Here is a 15161-nt window from a genome sequence, read left to right as displayed (position 1 = left end):
GGATGACCAGTCAGATCGTGCTAATGCTCATGACCCCCTCGGCCATCGTCTTCATCGGAGGCGGTTTTCTGTGGAACTCCGCAAAACTCCTCCAGGGGTCGCCTCGACAACTCACTCACGCCGCGGCGGTAGCCATGCTCGTCGTCGGAGCGATCGGTTTCGCCGTGGCCACGCTGCTGGCATGAAGGCGGCTGTTAGGCTACTGCGTGGAGGCTAGTTGCCCATCGCCAGTCGGGCTCCGATCACTCTACCGGGAGTTCTGATCTTTACATGAGGTTGGTTAATAACCGCTCGACGGCTTGCCTCCACCTAAAAAGGCGAGATAGAGCGAGACGGAAAACGAGCTATTCCTCTAGCTCAACATCAAGGCCAATGAGTTCAATACCCATCAGGCGACCGTCGGTCGACACATCAATAGCGCCGGCCATTTCCCCGTCCTCCCAGCATAGCTGAATATTATGGGAAAACTCAGGGTCCCCCCCCAATCCATCGAACGTCACCGAAACGCAGCCATCCTGCATGACCACCTTCGCGAGAAATTCAGTCTTCATATCACGCCCTCTTGATTACAAGGATAGTCACAACCCAGGCATTATCATTCAAGGAGACAATGATTCGACTCTTTTGATCCGTGATCTGCCACGTGTTGTGCCTTTTGTCCCAACCATAACGCTTCGGATTAGAGACCGCGTCCTCGACCATCGACTTCGAAACGCCCCTCTTCCGCATCCGGTCCAACGCGTGCGGCGTGTAGCCGGCAATGTAGTTCGGCGGCCGTGCTCCATGAAAAGGAGTGACTTGAACGTCACCCCCTCCAAGGGCCGACTGCACGGAAGGCGCCGCAGCTGCAAGCTCCGATACAGGTCTCGCACTCGCAATGGGCGAGACCAGCGATCCGATCACGAAAGCACAAACCACGGCGGAGATCATCCGGCGCATTCTCATAGCTTCCTCCATAGGTTTGAATGAGCACTACCTTGGCACCGAGCGTGTCATAAGTAATTCCACTGGTCTATGATGTCCTTACTGGCGGGGGTGATACAGCCCCCCGTGGATGACCCCATGCCCAGCTCTTACCCGCCAAAGACAGGCCCACATCGCTTAACCAGGGAAAACGCTGACCTCAAGGCCTAGACTCGCCGAGGCAGAATTGCGCTACTCACGCAAGTACCTAGACACGATCGGGGGGAGACAACTTCGTCCTACCTAACGAATCGGCCTTCTGAAATCACCGCCGCCTGACATTGAGAGCCGGACTGCCGCCGAACAGTCGGGCAGATAGCCATCCCTCACCGCCCATCAACCGACCACCGTCATCGACAACTCGACTTGAGGATACGACTGGGCGCTTAGGTACCCTATGCGCCCACAGTGTGTGAGAATGAAGTAGCCACTGAACGCTGGGAGGAGAAATTCATCATGGCCCGGTCAATGCCGTCGGGGTCTTCGCAGCGTATCCGCTTCGCAGACCTGAAGCCCTACGCAGTACCAGACACGTTCGACTCCATTAGCGGCCCCGCGACGGGCACGCTTGCACTGCCGCACTCGATTCGCTGGCTGCCTGAACCTGCGCGCCGTGTCCCGTTGGGCAACGCGCCCCTTCGCCGGGAGGCGTACAAGGAAGTGCTCAACGAAGGCAATGTAGAGCAGCAGATCGCGCTTTTGAACCGTGACCACTTGATCAACGACTGGCCCCATCTGATTCTTCCCGCGCGCGTCCGCGCCCTCTGGGAAAACAAGTTCCCCGAGCTGGCCGCCGGCCATGCGTAACCACGCCGCGGTTCAGCGCAGGATCGCCAAGCTGCTTCTGTCAGTCACGGCCGACGCTGGTTTCGCGCTTGCAGGAGCCGGTGCTCTCCGCGAACACGGAATCGTTGACCGTCCGACTGAAGACATCGACGTGTTCACGGTCATGGAACACGCCGACGAGTTCGAAGAGTCCGTCGACAGCGCCATCGCTCACCTTCGGGAGCGCGGCTTCAGCGTCGAAGTTTTGACCTCCAATCCGGGCTTTCGACGCATCCAGGTCGCCAGTGCCGACGGCGACGTTATCGACGTTGATCTTGGGATTGACTGGCGATCTGCGTCACCCGTGTTCCTCGACGTCGGGCCGGTACTAGCTCCCACTGACGCGATGGGAAGCAAGATCACGGCACTATACTCGCGCGGCTATCCACGTGACTTTCTCGACGTCGATGCAATCCGCCGCGCTGGCAGCTTTACGGACGAGGAGCTGCTTCAGATCGCGGAGAATACTGATCCGGGTTTTGACCGAGCTACGTTCGCGCTCCAGCTGCGCCAAGTTCGCGTTCTCTCCAGCGAGACGGTTGCCGCCTACAGGGTTTCCGCCGCAGACCTTGCACTGATACAGGAACGCCTCACCCAATGGGCCGACGACATCGAAACACCACCTGAGCCGAACTCCCAATCATCCACCTTTCATCAGATCATCGACGACATGCACCACCTGGCACAGCAACCCGAGCGCTTCAAAGATTCTTCGTCCGCCGCCCCCAGAGCGGAGCCCGGGCCACCTGTCGTCGACTCGTCCCGCGAACTTGAGTGAGGTTGTTTCGATGCTCATTGGTTATGCACGAGTTTCGACGGACGACCAAGACCTCACAGCTCAGCGCGAGCACCTACGGCGCCTCGGCGTCGCCGAGGATCGGATCTACACAGACCATGGACTCAGTGGGCGCACCCGTGACCGCTCCGGCCTGGATCAAGCCATTGCCGCCTGCCGTGCCGGCGACACACTCGTCGTCACCAAACTCGACAGCCTCGCCCGTTCGGTGCCCGACGCCGCCGCCATCGCAGCGGGCCTGGCCATTCAACAAATCGCGTTGAACCTCGGCGGTTCCGTCTATGATCCCACCGGGCCCTGTCGGCAAGCTCATGTTCACGACCCTTGCCATGGTTGCGGAGTTCGAGGCGGATCTCATTTCGGCGCGCACAAGAGAGGGCATAGCCATTGCGTGTGCCCAAGGGAAGCTAAAGGGGCGGCAGCCAAAACTCACCGCCGCCCAACAACGCCACGTCCGCGAGCTCGCCGCCGACGCCCGCCACACGCGCGCCGACATCGCCGCGCTTTACGGCGTCTCACGCCGCACCATCGGTCGACTACTCGACCGGTGCGACACAGCGTAGCCCCCGTCTGCCCCCTCTCGACGTTGGTCTCTTACACGGTGCCGTCGAGAAAGAGATCCAGCTGGTTCGGATCCGGCGCCGACATTGACGTGACCACCGCGTAGGCCCTGGCGTCCCACCCGTCTTCCAATGCCGCGCGCACATGCAGGGAACGTTCCACCCGGCGCGCCGAGTCAACGGTGAGCTGGTCTCCATTGTGGACTTGACCGGCGGCCGGTGGCGATCGCATGGGCGAGATTGTCTGCTTGGTTGCCAGCGACAACATGACGGGTATCAACGCGGACACACAGTGGTTCGTTGCACACATGCTCGCATGCCGACACTGATGCCATCGCTTCATGACCGATGCTCATTTCCAAGGCAAAGCAGTGAGCGGATAAGGTCCGTCGTCGTCCAGCGCGCTGCCATGTGAACCGCCCGTACCCGTCGGGGGAAGATACGGCCCCCACCCAAATCCAGCAACCCGGTGATCGGATGACTCTCGACTCGAACGCCGCAATGGCGCGGTCATCAATCGGCAAGGTCGAGTCGACGGCAGCGTGGCGCCCGGTCGGCACCTCAGTCCGATGGACCTCCAGTCCCGGAAGCACTACCTCAACACAACCCCTACCCGGGTCCGCTGCACCGCTCCTGGCCCTCATGCGTCACAGCTCATCCCACTAGCTCTCCGCGGCCTCATCGGGGGACTCATCGACGGCGTCATCGTTGGCGGCATCCACCGCCGGCTCAGGTCGGCACAACGGCCAGGCGTCCGTCACGACCTTCCTGTCGACGTGCAGCCGGTCGGCGATCGACGGAAGCGACTCACCCAAATCCTTCAGCTCCACGACCGCCTCCCCCAGCTTGATCATCGCTTCCTCGTGGGCGTCGACGGCGGAAAACGCCGACACGAGGGCGACTTCCATGCGCTTCTGGCGGGCTGCCTCCACCCGCATGGCTTCACGCGCCCGCTGCCTGGCAATCGTCGCCCGTGTTGGTTTTTTCTTCCCAGTTTCCGTCATATCTTCGACGCTAAGCCGACCTCGAACCTTACACAACACACGGAGCTGACCAGGTCGCTGGCATCGTCGACGGAGGTTGATAGCTCGCCGATCAGCTCGGCGATTTCCGGGTTTTCCATCAGCTTCGCGCTGATCTCATTGACCCTGCTCGGGTCATAGCCTTTCTTCGGTGACACAGTAGTCATTATCAGTGAAACTCCTTCTGGATCAGAGCCTCACACACAAAACTCCTGACACCCTCGGCTGGCGCGTGCACGGGCGTGGCTCTGAACAGCATCGCCGGGCGGGTCGCGCCCACACCGCACAAAGGCAGGCTGGTGCGCCCGCGGGGCGGGGGATATTCCTACCTGCATCACGCCGTGGATGACTACTCACGGATGGTGTACTCGGAGATCCTTCCTGACGAAAAGAAGCACACCGCCGCCGGGTTTATGCAGCGTGCCTGCGCGTTCTTTTCCGCTCACAGCGTCGAGATCACACGGGTGATGACAGATATGCGGAGCCTGCTACCGTTCCACGGCGTTCAACGCTGCCCTAGGTGCGATCAAGCATGTCTATACCAAGCCGTACCGGCCGCAGACCAACGACAAGGTCAAGCGGTTTAACCGCACACTCATAAAGGAATGGGCCTACATCCGCCCATACCCCAGCGAAAAGGCCCGGCAGCAGACGTATACGGAATTCATCCACGACTACAACGACCATCGAGCCCACACCGCCATCGACGGCCTCACCCCCGCACAACGCGTTCACAACCTCAAGGGGAAGTACACCTAGCGGGCAAGCTCAGCGATCCTACGCACCGCGTTCTCGAGAGCGAAGTACTCGTCACCGCCCTGGCCTTTCACCTCCGCGTCGAGGTCCGCGATGAGAATCACCGCCTCGGACACCGCCTCACCCGACCAGCCGCGCGCCGCCTGCATCGCCTTCTTCGCCGCGAAGGGATGCATCCCCAGCGTGCGCGCGAGCTCGTTCGGGTTGCCGCGTGTGTTGTACAGCCGGGCGATATCGCCAACTTTGAGCGCCAGCGCCGCCGCAATGGCCACTGGGCTCACCCCGATCTGCAGCGCCCGGCGCGTCGACGCCAAGGCCTTGCCCACGCGGCCCGCCACCGCCTGCTCCGCGATATCAAAGCCGGAGACCTCCGCCACCCCCGTGTAGTAGGCACGCACGCTGGCCACGGTGAGCTCGCCCTCCGTGTCCGCGACGAGCTGATCCACCGCTGAGGCGAGCTCGCGCAGGTCCGAGCCCACCGATTCGAGAAGAGCAGCGACAACGTCGGGGGTGGGGCGCACCCCGTGGCGGCGGAACTCGTTGGTCACCCACGTGTGGCGCTCCCTGTCGCGCAGCGGGTCCACCGCGTGCACCTCGGCGACTTTCGAGAACTTGGGCACCATCGCCTTCTGCCGCCCCCCGCCGGTGTGCTCGATGATGAGGACAATCCCAGGCGCGGGGTCCGCCGCCGCCTGCAGCAAAAGCTGCGCCGACTCCTTGCCCGCCTGCTCCGCGTGCTCCACCACGACGATGCGGTCCTCCGAAAACAGCGAGGGGCTCGTCGCCATGATGAGCTCGCCCTCGGTGACATCGCCGGCCCGCAGCTTGGTCAGTTCCGCAGCCGGGTTGGCGGCATCGATGATGGCGGCGGTGGCACGCTCGGCGAGGAACTGGTCCTCGCCGAGGACGAGGTGAACGGGGTTGAGCATGCGGCCTATCATATCGGCTCACCCCGTCCCGCCCCGTGCTGGCGGTGTGCCCGTCTCCAGCTCAACAGCGTCCTCGGTGCTGACCACGTAGGGGCGCACCCGCGCCGGGTCTGAAAGGAGCGGGGCGGGGGCGGCGACGCAGGCCCCGAGGACGGCGGCTGCGAGCAGGGCGGCGGCGGTGGCGAGGGTCGCCGCGGGTCGCCCCGCATACAGGCCGGCACCGACCCACCCGTAGGCGACGAGCACGAGAAGGGGCGAGGCAACCGCCGTGGCACCGGGCACGCTGGCGGCCGCCGTCGCCACGGCGTGCACCCACCACGCGAGCGGCTCGATGGCAAGCAGCAGCGGCACCTCCAGCCCGCCCGGAAGGAGGCTGAGCAGCGCCGCGGCGAGTCCGAGCACCGTCACCGGGGCGACGACGGGCGCGACAAGGAGGTTCGCCGCCACCGCCACAAGCGAGACCCGCCCCGCCATGAGCGCGACGAGCGGCGCGGTCACCGCGTCCGCGGCAATCGCCACCGCGAGCGCCCGGGTCAGGATGTCTGGCCACCCGAGCGGTGCCAGCGCCCGGTAGACGAACGGGCTGAGCACAACAATCCCCGCGGTGGCCCCCACCGAAAGCGCGAAGCCGTAGCTGACGGCCAGGTTCGAATCCACGAGGACGAGCCCCACGACCGCAAGACTGAGCGCGTGGACCGGTTCGGCGACAGACGAGGACACCACAGCGACGAGGCCCACGAGGCCGGTGACCGACGCCCTCAGCACGCTCGGTTCCGGGCCAACGAGCGCCGCGAAGCTCAGCAGCGCCACCCCCGCGAGCGCGATCCGGGCGCGCAGGCCGCAGCGCAGCGCCGCCGCGCACACGACGGCCGCAGTGGTGACGATGGCGACGTTGCTGCCGGAGACCACGCTCAGGTGCGACAGCCCGCTGTCGATGTAGGCTTGCGTGTCGGCCGGGGTCTGCAGCGACGTCTCACCCAGCACCATCCCGGGGATCACGCCGTCCGCGCCGGGCACCACGTGCGCGGCGACGGACTCGACGAATGTGGCGCGCACGTGCGCTGCGAGCGCCGCCATCCCCTGCGGCGGGGCGAGCACTTCGACGCGCCCGCTGAGGGTGTGGGCGACGGTGCCGGGCCACGTGTTCTCGCCGACGTCGCCCACGGCGCGCACCGTGGTACCCGCCACGAGGTCCTCCGGCACGTCGCGGGCGAACACCGGGACTGGGCCGGGATAGCCGCGCACGTGTACTCGCACGAGGTAGCCGCCCGTGGACAGCCCGCGCGGGGCCTCGGCGACGCGCCCGGTGAGTTCGCCGGCGAACTCTGCGCTGCGCGCAGCGTGCACACGCGCCCACGCCACCGCGGCTGAGGTCGCCCCGAGCCCGCCGACGAGCACCGCCTGGCCCCACGCACGCACCGCCAGCGCCGCGCCTGCCGCCCCCGCCGCCACGAGTGCCCCCGCCCATCCGGCAACACACAACGCCACCAGGGCCGCCGCCCACACCACCGCCGCCGCCGGGAGTAACCGCAGCTCCTGCACGACCGTCCCTCCCCCACGCGCTCTACACCGACACCAGGTCCTTCAGCGCCTCAAACTTCGCCGGGCCGATCCCCTTCACGTCCAGCAGCGCATCCACGCTGGAAAACGGGCCGTTCGCCTCCCTGTGGGCGATGATCGCCGCGGCGGTGGCGGCGCCGATTCCGGGCAGTGCCTCGAGCTCAGCCGCCGCAGCGGTGTTGAGCGACACGAGCCCGCCGGCTGCAGCGGCCGGCGCTGGCGCCGGGGCCGGCGCGGCCTCGCCGACGGCCAGGACGTGGATCTGTTGGCCGTCGACAAGCAGTTGCGCCTGGTTGAGGCTCACGAGGTCGGCCTCGGGCCTCGGAGAGGCTGCGGCGAGGGCGTCGGCGACGCGTGCCCCCTGCTCCAGGGTGACCAGGCCGGGCGTATCTACGGCGCCGACGACGGAGACCACGACCTGCTGCGGCGCTGTGACCGTCGGGGATGTCGGGGCCGCCGGGATCTCTTCCCACGCGGCCTCGGCCTCCGGCGGGGCCGGGCGCAGCGCCAGCCACGCGATGACCGCGGCGAGCACAACGGCGATAAGGATGAGCGCCTGGCGTGGCTCGACCTCCAGGCGTGGCGAGGGGTAATCGACGTGCATGACGTCCTCCTCCCCCGTCGGCCGGGTGAGGTCTGTGAGGCGGGCGATGGCCCGCGAAGCAGCTGGAACGCTCATGCCACCGAACGTTAAGCGCCCCGGCCCCGCAGGGCGACGGCCCGCGCTGCGCCTGTGGATACGTGCGTTGACCCGTCACCGACCGCGCGGTGTTATCCACAGCGCACCGCGGCGGGGCGACGGTTACGAGGCGTCCGTGGTATCGGCGCCCGAAGCGTCGTCGGCGTCAGCAGCATCGTCGGGGGTGTCGTCCTCCGAGAACACCACCGACAGCCCCACCGCGCCGGGGCCGGTGTGCACGCCGATGACCTCGACGAGCGGCTCGACCATGATCTTCGAACCCTGGGGAAGCACCTCGCTCAGCGTGTGCGCCAGCGCCTCGGCCGCCTCTTCGGCCTCGCTGTGCTGGATCGCCGCGAAGACGGGCGCACCGTCAGCCCGCTCGAGCACCAGCTCGGTGAGCTTGGAAAAGGCCTTCGTCTGCGTGCGAGTCTTGCCAGCGAGTTCCAGCTTTCCCTCATTGACGCGCAGGATCGGCTTCGTGGCCAGGAGTGCTGCCGAGAGCATCGCCGTGCCCGTCGACAAGCGGCCGCTCTTGCGCAGCCCCTCGAGCTGGTGCAGGTACAGCCACGTCTGCGAGCGCGCGATCGTCGCCTTCGCCATCTCCTCGCACTCGTCGAGGCTGGCCCCGTTGCGCGCGATCGAGGCCGCGGCCATCGCCGCCGCGGCGATCGCCATTCCCGCGGTGCCCGTCTCCACAACGCGCACCGTCCCCGGGAACACGGCGGAGGCGGACACGGCCGCCGACCACGTCGACGAGAGGTTCTTCGAGATGTGCAGCGCCACCACCCCGTCGTCGCCGCCCCGCTCGAGCTGGCGCGCGTACACCGCGGCGAGCTCGATGGCGGACAAGGCGCTGGTCACGGCGCCCTCGTCCTCCTCGGTCACGTGCAGCGGCGCGACGGTGATATCCAGCTGCTCTGCGATTCGCTGGGGGATGCCCGCGGCAGAATCAACAACAATACGCACGGTCATGAGTCGCTGAGCCCCTGGTTCCACGCGTCGAGGTACCACGCCACCTGTGCCGGGTCGGCGGGGTTATAGTCCGGGTCGCCGCCCTCCGGAAAGCCCGTGTAGCGCGGCAGGGCGCGCACCCGCGAGGTGGCCACGTTATCCAGCCCCTTGAGCAGCGGGTACTGGTCGTCGCCGAAGCCCAGCAGGTTCGACGTCAGCGCGGAAATCGTGCCGCCGTGGGCCACGATCAGCACCGCGTTGTCCTCCCACTGCGGGTACGACGCAATGAGCTCATCGACGACCGGACGAGCGCGCTGCGCCACCTCTAGTCGGCTCTCCCCGCCCGGCGGCGCCCACGAGGAGTTGTTGCGCCAGTGGGCGCGCGCACCTTTGTGCACGCTATCGACCTGCTCGTGGGTGAGCCCCTGCCACTCGCCCAGGTGGGTCTCGCGCAGACGAGAATCCTCGGTGACCTCGACGCCGAGCGCCTCGGCGACGATCTCCGCGGTGCGGCGCGCCCGGGCGAGGTCGGAGGAGACGATGCGGGTCACGCCCGCCCCCGTGAGCTGGCGTGCCGCGGCGCGGGCCTGCTCGACGCCCCTCTCCGAGAGCACCGTGTCCAGCTGCCCCTGCATCCGGCGCACGGCGTTGTACTCCGTCTGTCCGTGACGCAGCATGATGAGTCGTCTGCTCATTGTCCCTCTCCTTCTCGCTGGCCTGCCTGGCCCTAGCTCTGGCCCTAGCCCTGGCTCCGAGCCCCTAGTACAGGTACTCGTCGTCGCCGTTGCCGGGGCCCTCACCGGCGAGCGGGAGGTCGTCGATGTCGTCGACCCTACGCACGGCGGACCCGTCTGCGCCCTCGTCGAAGAAATCGGGCCGCTGGTAGGGTTCGACGCCCTCGACCTCGATAACGGGGCAATCGGCGTAGAGGCGGTCGAGGCCGTAGAACTCGCGCTCCGCGTCGCGCTGGATGTGGACGACGATGGAGCCGTAATCCAGCAGCACCCACCGCATCTCGCGGTTGCCCTCGCGGCGCTTCGGTTCGAAGCCCGCCGCGGTCATCTCATCTTCGACCTCTTCCGTGATCGCGGCAACCTGGCGCTCGTTGTCCGCGGAGACGATGACGAAGATGTCGGTGATAGCCAGGACATCGGAGACGTCGATGACCCCGATGTTGCGTCCGAGCTTCTCGTCAGCGGCACGCGCGGCCACGGCAGCCTGGTCACGGGAGGTGTGCAAAGCAGTCAAATGTAGAAGTTCCTTATCTCCGAAGTGGTCCGTCGCTGCGGTCATTCTCGCATGTCGGCCCCCTCCCCTGCCACTTATGGGCCGGTGTAGAGGTTGTTTTTCGCAATATATTGCACCACCCCATCGGGCACCAGGTACCACACCGGTCGGCCCTCGCGGGCGCGCTCGCGGCAGTCCGTGGAGGAAATAGCCAGGGCCGGGATCTCCATGAGGTGCACCCGTTCCTGGTGCTCGTTGGGCAGCATGTCCTCGCGCAGCTCATAGCCCGGGCGGGTCACCCCGACGAATTCGGCCAGCTCGAACATTTTGTCCCAGTGGTGCCACGACATGATCGAGCCGAGCGCGTCGGCGCCCGTGATGAAGAACAGCTCGGCGTCCGGGTACTGGCCGCGCAGATCGGTCAGGGTGTCGATGGTGTAGGTGCGCCCCTGCCTGTCGATGTCGACGCGCGAGACGTTGAAACGCGGGTTCGAGGCCGTCGCGATGACCGTCATAAGGTAGCGGTCCTCGGAATCACTCACCTTCCGGTCCTCCTTCTGCCACGGCTGACCCGTCGGGACGAAGAGGACCTCCTCGAGGCCATAACGGTCCGCGACCTCGCTCGCCGCGACAAGGTGGCCGTGGTGAATCGGGTCGAAGGTGCCGCCCATCACGCCAATCCGGCGTCGGCGGGGGGAGCCTGTCTGCGTCATGGGCCTTTAGTGTATCGGGCCGTGTCCCACAATCCAGGTAACATTCAGAGTCTAGTGGTAGCGCACCTGGTCGATGAAGCGGCCGAAGGAGTCCGACACCTGGTTATCCCACGGCGAGGGCGCGAGGAAGTAGCGGCCGTGGTTTCCGCCGTTGCCGCGGGAGCCCGCCAGCGTCTGCGGCGAGAGATCGCACACGCCGTCCAGCGGCAGGCAGTAGTTCACGCGGTTCGGCGTCGCGGCCGCGGTGCGGGTGTTGAAGGGCAGAAAGCCGAGCATTCCTCCGGCGCCGCCGCCCGGAACTCCCACCGTGGAGGGGTCGCCGGCGGCGGTGTTGGGGTTACCGAAGTAGACCACGCCGGCGAGCTGGCCGCGGCGGGCGAGCTCTCGCTCGTGCTCGAGCAGGATCATCGCGCCCTGGGAAAAGCCGACCAGCACGTAGCTGGGGCGGCAGCCGGTGGAGGCCTCGTAGTCGTTGATCAGCTGCATCACGCCCGTGCGGCCCGCATTGACGGAATCGAGGAACTCGGTGCCCGCCCGGCGCGCCGTCATGAGGACGGGGTTGGCGTACTGGACCGCCAGGCCGAGAGCCTGGAGGATCGTCGCGGGAACCGCCACCGCTGGCGTGTCGTACTCCGGGAACGTCGCCGGGTAGTACTTCGGCTCCAGTCCAAGGACCTCAACGTCGCGCATCAGCGACGCGCCGCCGTGCGTGGCGGCGTAGCGCCCCTCCGCGTGGCGCAAAAACGCCCGGATGGTCTCGCCCTCCCAGCCGTTGGATACCCAGCCCGCCTGGCGGGAGTAGCTTGTGCGGACAACAGCGTTGTTCTGCCTCGAGCCGCGCGCGGCGATGACGGCGGCCGCCGGGCAGTGCTGCTGAGCCTGCGCCTCGGGGGCGGGGCCGAGCGGGACAAGCGTCGCGGTCACGCAGGCGGCAGCGGCGGTGACGGCGGCAGCAGCGCGCAGGCGCCACGAGCGGACAGAAAACATGCGGCGAAGTGAGGTCACGGTCGTATCCTCAATGACTAGGCGGGTGTGACCTCCACATCATAAAGCCCATGCACAGTTTCCGCGCAGCCAGGCTCCAGGCTCGTTTTAGGGCCGCGTCTGCCCCTGCCCTTCCAGGATCCACTTCGTGCTCGTCAGCTCGGGCAGGCCCATCGGCCCGCGCGCGTGCAGCTTCTGCGTCGAAATGCCGATCTCGGCGCCGAAACCGTACTGCTCGCCGTCGGTAAACGCAGTGGACGCGTTCAGCATGACCGCCGCGGAGTCCACGGCGTTGGCAAAGCGCGCCAGCGTCTCCGCGTCGCGCGAGGCAATCGCCTCAGTGTGGCCCGTCGAGTACCGCGCGATGTGGTCGATCGCGCCCTCGACGCCGTCAACCTCCGCCACCGCGATGTCGAGCGAGAGGTACTCCTCGGCCCAATCCTCCTCCGTCGCCGGCACGACGCCCTCAGCCCCGAACGCAGCGAGCGTATCGACGTCCCCGTGCACCGTCACCCCCGCCTCCTGCAGCGCGCGGACCACGCGCAGCTTGTCGGGGGCGGGCAAGGCGGCGTCGAGAAGCGCCGTCTCCGTCGCGTTGCACACCGAGCAGCGCCGCGTCTTGCCGTTGATGAGCATCGCGATCGCGCTGTCGAGGTCGGCGGCCGCGTCGACGTAGAAGTGGCAGTTGCCGCTTCCCGTCTCGATGGCGGGCACCGTCGCGCCCGTGACCACCGACTCGATGAGGCGGGAGCTGCCGCGCGGGATGATGACGTCGACAAGCCCGCGTGCCGTGATGAGGTCCTGGACCGAATCGTGGCTGGCAGACGGCACCAGCTGCACGATTTCGCGCGGCAACCCGTGCTGCTCGGCGACGTCCTGCAGCACCGTGACCAGCGCCTCGTTCGAGCGCCGCGCCGAACTCGAGCCGCGCAAAAGCGCCACGTTGCCCGACTTCAGCGCGAGGCCGAAGGCGTCGACGGTGACGTTGGGGCGCGCCTCGTAGACCATGCCCATCACCCCCAGCGGGACGCGCACCTGGCGCATCCGGATGCCGTTATCCATCGTGTGCCCGCGCAGCACCTGGCCCACCGGGTCCGCCAGCCCTGCCACCAGGCGCAGGCCGCCCGCGATGCCGGCCAGGCGGGACTCGTCGAGCAGAAGCCTATCGACGAGCGCGCCGCCCATCCCCGCGGCCCTGCCCGCCTCGACGTCACCCGCGTTCGCCGCGAGGATCTCCGCCGCGCGCTCCACCAGAGCGCCCGCCGCCGCCAGAAGCAGAGCGTTTTTCGCCGGCGCGCCAAGCGCCGCCACCACCGGCGCCACCTCTTTCGCGGCGCGCGCCATGGCCAGCACCTCCTCGCGCTCCGCGGCCCGGTCCGGAGTCACAGTCGCATCAGTCATGGTGACAGCTTAACCGGGGCAGGCGCGGGGATGTTCCGTGGTTTGCTCCGCTGGCGCGCGCTGTACGGGCGCCGCAGCACGGACGCCGCAGCGAAACTCTAAAAACAGAACACCCAATATCCGCCCCGGGGGCCAGTTTTCGTGGATTTTTAGGGTTCCGTTTTTGGGGTTCTGGTGTGAGGGGCAAGGCGACCCGGCCCTGCCTAGTATCCGCGCTCCACCTCGACCTCGGTGCGCATCCGCTCGCCGGCGGCGAAGAGCTCCCAGTTCTCCAGCGCGAGGCCGCCGATGCGGGCCTTCATGTAGCGCGGGATGTTGGCGGTGTGCGGGGTGATCACGCAGGTGTCCAGGTCCCACAGCCTGTGGTCGGCGGGCAACGGCTCGGGCTCTGTGACGTCGAGGCCCGCGCCGGCGATCCTTCCCTCCTCCAGCGCGTCGGCGAGCGCCTCGGTGTCCACGAGCGGGCCGCGCCCGACGTTGATGACCACGGCGTTGCTCCTCATCTGGGCCAGCGCGTCCGCGCCGACGATGTGGCGCGTCTCCTCGGTCAGCGGCGCGAGCAGGACGAAGACGTCGGCCTCGCCCCACAGGGCGGGAAACTCCGGGTCGGACATGGCGAGGGTGCGTGCCGCGCCTTCGACGGGGCGACCGGAACGGTTCACCGCCGTGACCTCGACCCCGAAGGGCGCGAGGTACGAGATCAGCGTGGCCCCGATGCCGCCGGCGCCGATGAGGGCGAGCCTGGTGGAGTCGAAGAGGTACCGGGTGCTCGTAAACAGCTCGAGGTTGTTCCACTCCCGGCTCACCGCCTTGTGCCGGTGCAGGACGGCCAAAAGCAGCGCGAGGGTGGATTCCGCGACGGTGTCGTCGTACAGCCCGGCTGCGTTGGCCCAGCGGACGTCGTGGGCGGCGAGGGTGCCCGCCTCGACGAGCGCTTCGACGCCCGCATAGCACACCTGCACCACCTTTACGCTTTCCGGCAGACGCTCCGGGAAATGTTCGGGGCCGCCGCGGAACAGCAGCAGGTCGGGGTTGTCCTCGAGGGCGACATGCGTGTGGCCGGCCGCCTCGAGTTCGGCGACGGGCTGGTCCCAAGGTTTCGGCAGGAAAGCGAACTTCATGCTTTCCCAATCTAGCGGCGGGCGCGCGGGCACACCTATCATTGCCTTATACGCGACGTATAAGAGAAAGGCTAAAACCATGACCACGACCGTCACCATCAAGGCTGGGGACGACCTGCACTCCACCATCCTGGACCCCTACAAGGGCACCAACACCGTCTACCTCGGCGACGCGACCGTCGAGCTGCCCACGGGAGACGCCGTCCCCAGCGAGTACGCCGAGGGCGAGAGGGTGCGCGCTCGGGCGTCGTTTAGCATCCCCGAGCCCTGCTACATCGACGCGACGGGCCATTTCAACGCCGTCGAGTTCCAGATCTGCTACAACCAGCTCATGTACCTGGCGCTCGCGGCAGCCGTGCGCAGCGGCGAGGTCGGGCTGTTCCGCGGCTGGACCATGCAGGACTACCTCGAGCGCCAGCTGCCCAGCATCCTCATCCAGGACAACAACGGCCACTACTCGCGCCCCATCGACCCCACCGACTTTTCCGCCGTGTTCGAGATCGTGGGCACCGACCTGTCGCGCCTGCACAAGGGCATCGTCAAACTCCACACCGCCATCGCCTTCGAGGACCCCAACGGCGGCGCGGCGTCCGGCGAGGTCCGCCTCGCGCTTGTCGACGTCCCACAGGCCAGCCTCGACCACCTCGCCGCACAGTAGCGCGAGCGCGCCG

The 15161-nt window shown here is 67.0% G+C and carries 18 protein-coding genes and 3 pseudogenes; 6 read left to right on the top strand and 15 right to left on the bottom strand.

Annotated features, from left to right (window positions below):
* Positions 1-29: 29 nt before the first annotated feature.
* A complete protein-coding gene (locus BLT81_RS01860) occupies positions 30-185 on the top strand; it encodes a hypothetical protein (RefSeq protein WP_156784082.1) in 156 nt (51 codons plus the stop codon).
* 159 nt (positions 186-344) lie between these two features.
* On the opposite strand, the gene BLT81_RS01855 is transcribed toward BLT81_RS01860, so the two are convergent.
* Together BLT81_RS01855 and BLT81_RS13340 are read right to left on the bottom strand one after the other, a co-directional pair.
* On the bottom strand, positions 345-551 hold the full coding sequence (locus BLT81_RS01855) for a hypothetical protein (RefSeq protein ID WP_083337240.1): 207 nt from the start codon (positions 549-551) through the stop codon (positions 345-347).
* Between the two features lies 1 nt (position 552).
* Positions 553-930, bottom strand: a complete 378-nt coding sequence (locus tag BLT81_RS13340) for a DUF4258 domain-containing protein (protein WP_172812365.1) — start codon at positions 928-930, stop codon at positions 553-555.
* A 441-nt stretch (positions 931-1371) separates the two neighbouring features.
* Here BLT81_RS13340 and BLT81_RS01845 point away from each other — a divergent pair, with 441 nt between their 5' ends.
* The 3 genes and pseudogenes from BLT81_RS01845 to BLT81_RS01835 all read left to right on the top strand — a co-directional run bounded on the left by BLT81_RS01845 (position 1372) and on the right by BLT81_RS01835 (position 3147).
* Positions 1372-1770, top strand: a complete 399-nt coding sequence (locus BLT81_RS01845; protein ID WP_155860769.1) for a transcriptional regulator — start codon at positions 1372-1374, stop codon at positions 1768-1770.
* Positions 1763-2566: a nucleotidyl transferase AbiEii/AbiGii toxin family protein gene (locus BLT81_RS01840; RefSeq protein WP_019193266.1), complete on the top strand. Its 804-nt coding sequence runs from the start codon at positions 1763-1765 to the stop codon at positions 2564-2566. Before BLT81_RS01845 ends, BLT81_RS01840 begins: the two co-directional genes overlap by 8 nt.
* A 10-nt stretch (positions 2567-2576) precedes the next feature.
* Positions 2577-3147 (top strand): annotated as a pseudogene (locus tag BLT81_RS01835) (recombinase family protein).
* 31 nt (positions 3148-3178) lie between these two features.
* Here the strand turns inward: BLT81_RS01835 and BLT81_RS12520 are convergent.
* From BLT81_RS12520 to BLT81_RS01820, 3 genes and pseudogenes are all read right to left on the bottom strand, one after another.
* Positions 3179-3376, bottom strand: coding sequence for a hypothetical protein (locus tag BLT81_RS12520; RefSeq protein ID WP_155860770.1), 198 nt, complete (start codon positions 3374-3376; stop codon positions 3179-3181).
* A gap of 430 nt (positions 3377-3806) precedes the next feature.
* Complete coding sequence (locus tag BLT81_RS01825) at positions 3807-4148, bottom strand: hypothetical protein (protein ID WP_019193270.1); 342 nt, start codon at positions 4146-4148, stop codon at positions 3807-3809.
* Positions 4148-4333: pseudogene (locus tag BLT81_RS01820) on the bottom strand (IS256 family transposase); the annotation flags it as partial. The pseudogene BLT81_RS01820 and the gene BLT81_RS01825, both read right to left, overlap by 1 nt.
* A gap of 123 nt (positions 4334-4456) precedes the next feature.
* On the opposite strand from BLT81_RS01820, the pseudogene BLT81_RS13050 reads away from it, so the two are divergent.
* Positions 4457-4925, top strand: a pseudogene (locus BLT81_RS13050) (integrase core domain-containing protein); the annotation flags it as partial.
* Here BLT81_RS13050 and holA read toward each other — a convergent pair.
* The 10 genes from holA to BLT81_RS01760 form a co-directional block, all read right to left on the bottom strand.
* Positions 4922-5851, bottom strand: coding sequence for a DNA polymerase III subunit delta (gene holA, locus BLT81_RS01805; RefSeq protein ID WP_019193272.1), 930 nt, complete (start codon positions 5849-5851; stop codon positions 4922-4924). The pseudogene BLT81_RS13050 and the gene holA overlap by 4 nt on opposite strands.
* Before the next feature lie 18 nt (positions 5852-5869).
* Positions 5870-7393, bottom strand: coding sequence for a ComEC/Rec2 family competence protein (locus BLT81_RS13195; RefSeq protein WP_081582819.1), 1524 nt, complete (start codon positions 7391-7393; stop codon positions 5870-5872).
* A 22-nt stretch (positions 7394-7415) separates the two neighbouring features.
* Entirely contained in the window at positions 7416-8090 is a 675-nt protein-coding gene (locus BLT81_RS01795; RefSeq protein WP_040420677.1) for a helix-hairpin-helix domain-containing protein, read from the bottom strand.
* Between the two features lie 123 nt (positions 8091-8213).
* Positions 8214-9065, bottom strand: coding sequence for a DegV family protein (locus tag BLT81_RS01790; protein ID WP_019193275.1), 852 nt, complete (start codon positions 9063-9065; stop codon positions 8214-8216).
* On the bottom strand, positions 9062-9739 hold the full coding sequence (locus BLT81_RS01785; RefSeq protein WP_040420679.1) for a histidine phosphatase family protein: 678 nt from the start codon (positions 9737-9739) through the stop codon (positions 9062-9064). Before BLT81_RS01785 ends, BLT81_RS01790 begins: the two co-directional genes overlap by 4 nt.
* Positions 9740-9803: 64 nt before the next feature.
* Positions 9804-10292, bottom strand: a complete 489-nt coding sequence (rsfS, locus tag BLT81_RS01780) for a ribosome silencing factor (RefSeq protein WP_040420680.1) — start codon at positions 10290-10292, stop codon at positions 9804-9806.
* 74 nt (positions 10293-10366) lie between these two features.
* The gene (nadD, locus tag BLT81_RS01775) at positions 10367-10984 is read right to left on the bottom strand and encodes a nicotinate-nucleotide adenylyltransferase (protein WP_081582820.1); all 618 of its coding nucleotides are present in this window, start codon (positions 10982-10984) and stop codon (positions 10367-10369) included.
* Positions 10985-11035: 51 nt separating this feature from the next.
* Positions 11036-11989 carry an alpha/beta hydrolase gene (locus tag BLT81_RS01770; RefSeq protein ID WP_231286557.1) on the bottom strand — a complete coding sequence of 318 codons (954 nt, stop codon included), beginning with the start codon at positions 11987-11989 and terminating at the stop codon, positions 11036-11038.
* A gap of 87 nt (positions 11990-12076) precedes the next feature.
* Entirely contained in the window at positions 12077-13369 is a 1293-nt protein-coding gene (locus BLT81_RS01765; protein ID WP_019193280.1) for a glutamate-5-semialdehyde dehydrogenase, read from the bottom strand.
* Positions 13370-13572: 203 nt separating this feature from the next.
* Entirely contained in the window at positions 13573-14490 is a 918-nt protein-coding gene (locus tag BLT81_RS01760; RefSeq protein ID WP_019193281.1) for a D-isomer specific 2-hydroxyacid dehydrogenase family protein, read from the bottom strand.
* 79 nt (positions 14491-14569) lie between these two features.
* On the opposite strand from BLT81_RS01760, the gene BLT81_RS01755 reads away from it, so the two are divergent.
* Positions 14570-15148, top strand: coding sequence for an FcoT family thioesterase (locus tag BLT81_RS01755; RefSeq protein WP_019193282.1), 579 nt, complete (start codon positions 14570-14572; stop codon positions 15146-15148).
* The last annotated feature ends 13 nt before the right edge of the window (positions 15149-15161 follow it).

The organism is Corynebacterium timonense, assembly GCF_900105305.1.
Taxonomy (GTDB): Bacteria; Actinomycetota; Actinomycetes; order Mycobacteriales; family Mycobacteriaceae; genus Corynebacterium; species Corynebacterium timonense.
This window is presented reverse-complemented; position numbering and strand designations above follow the sequence as displayed.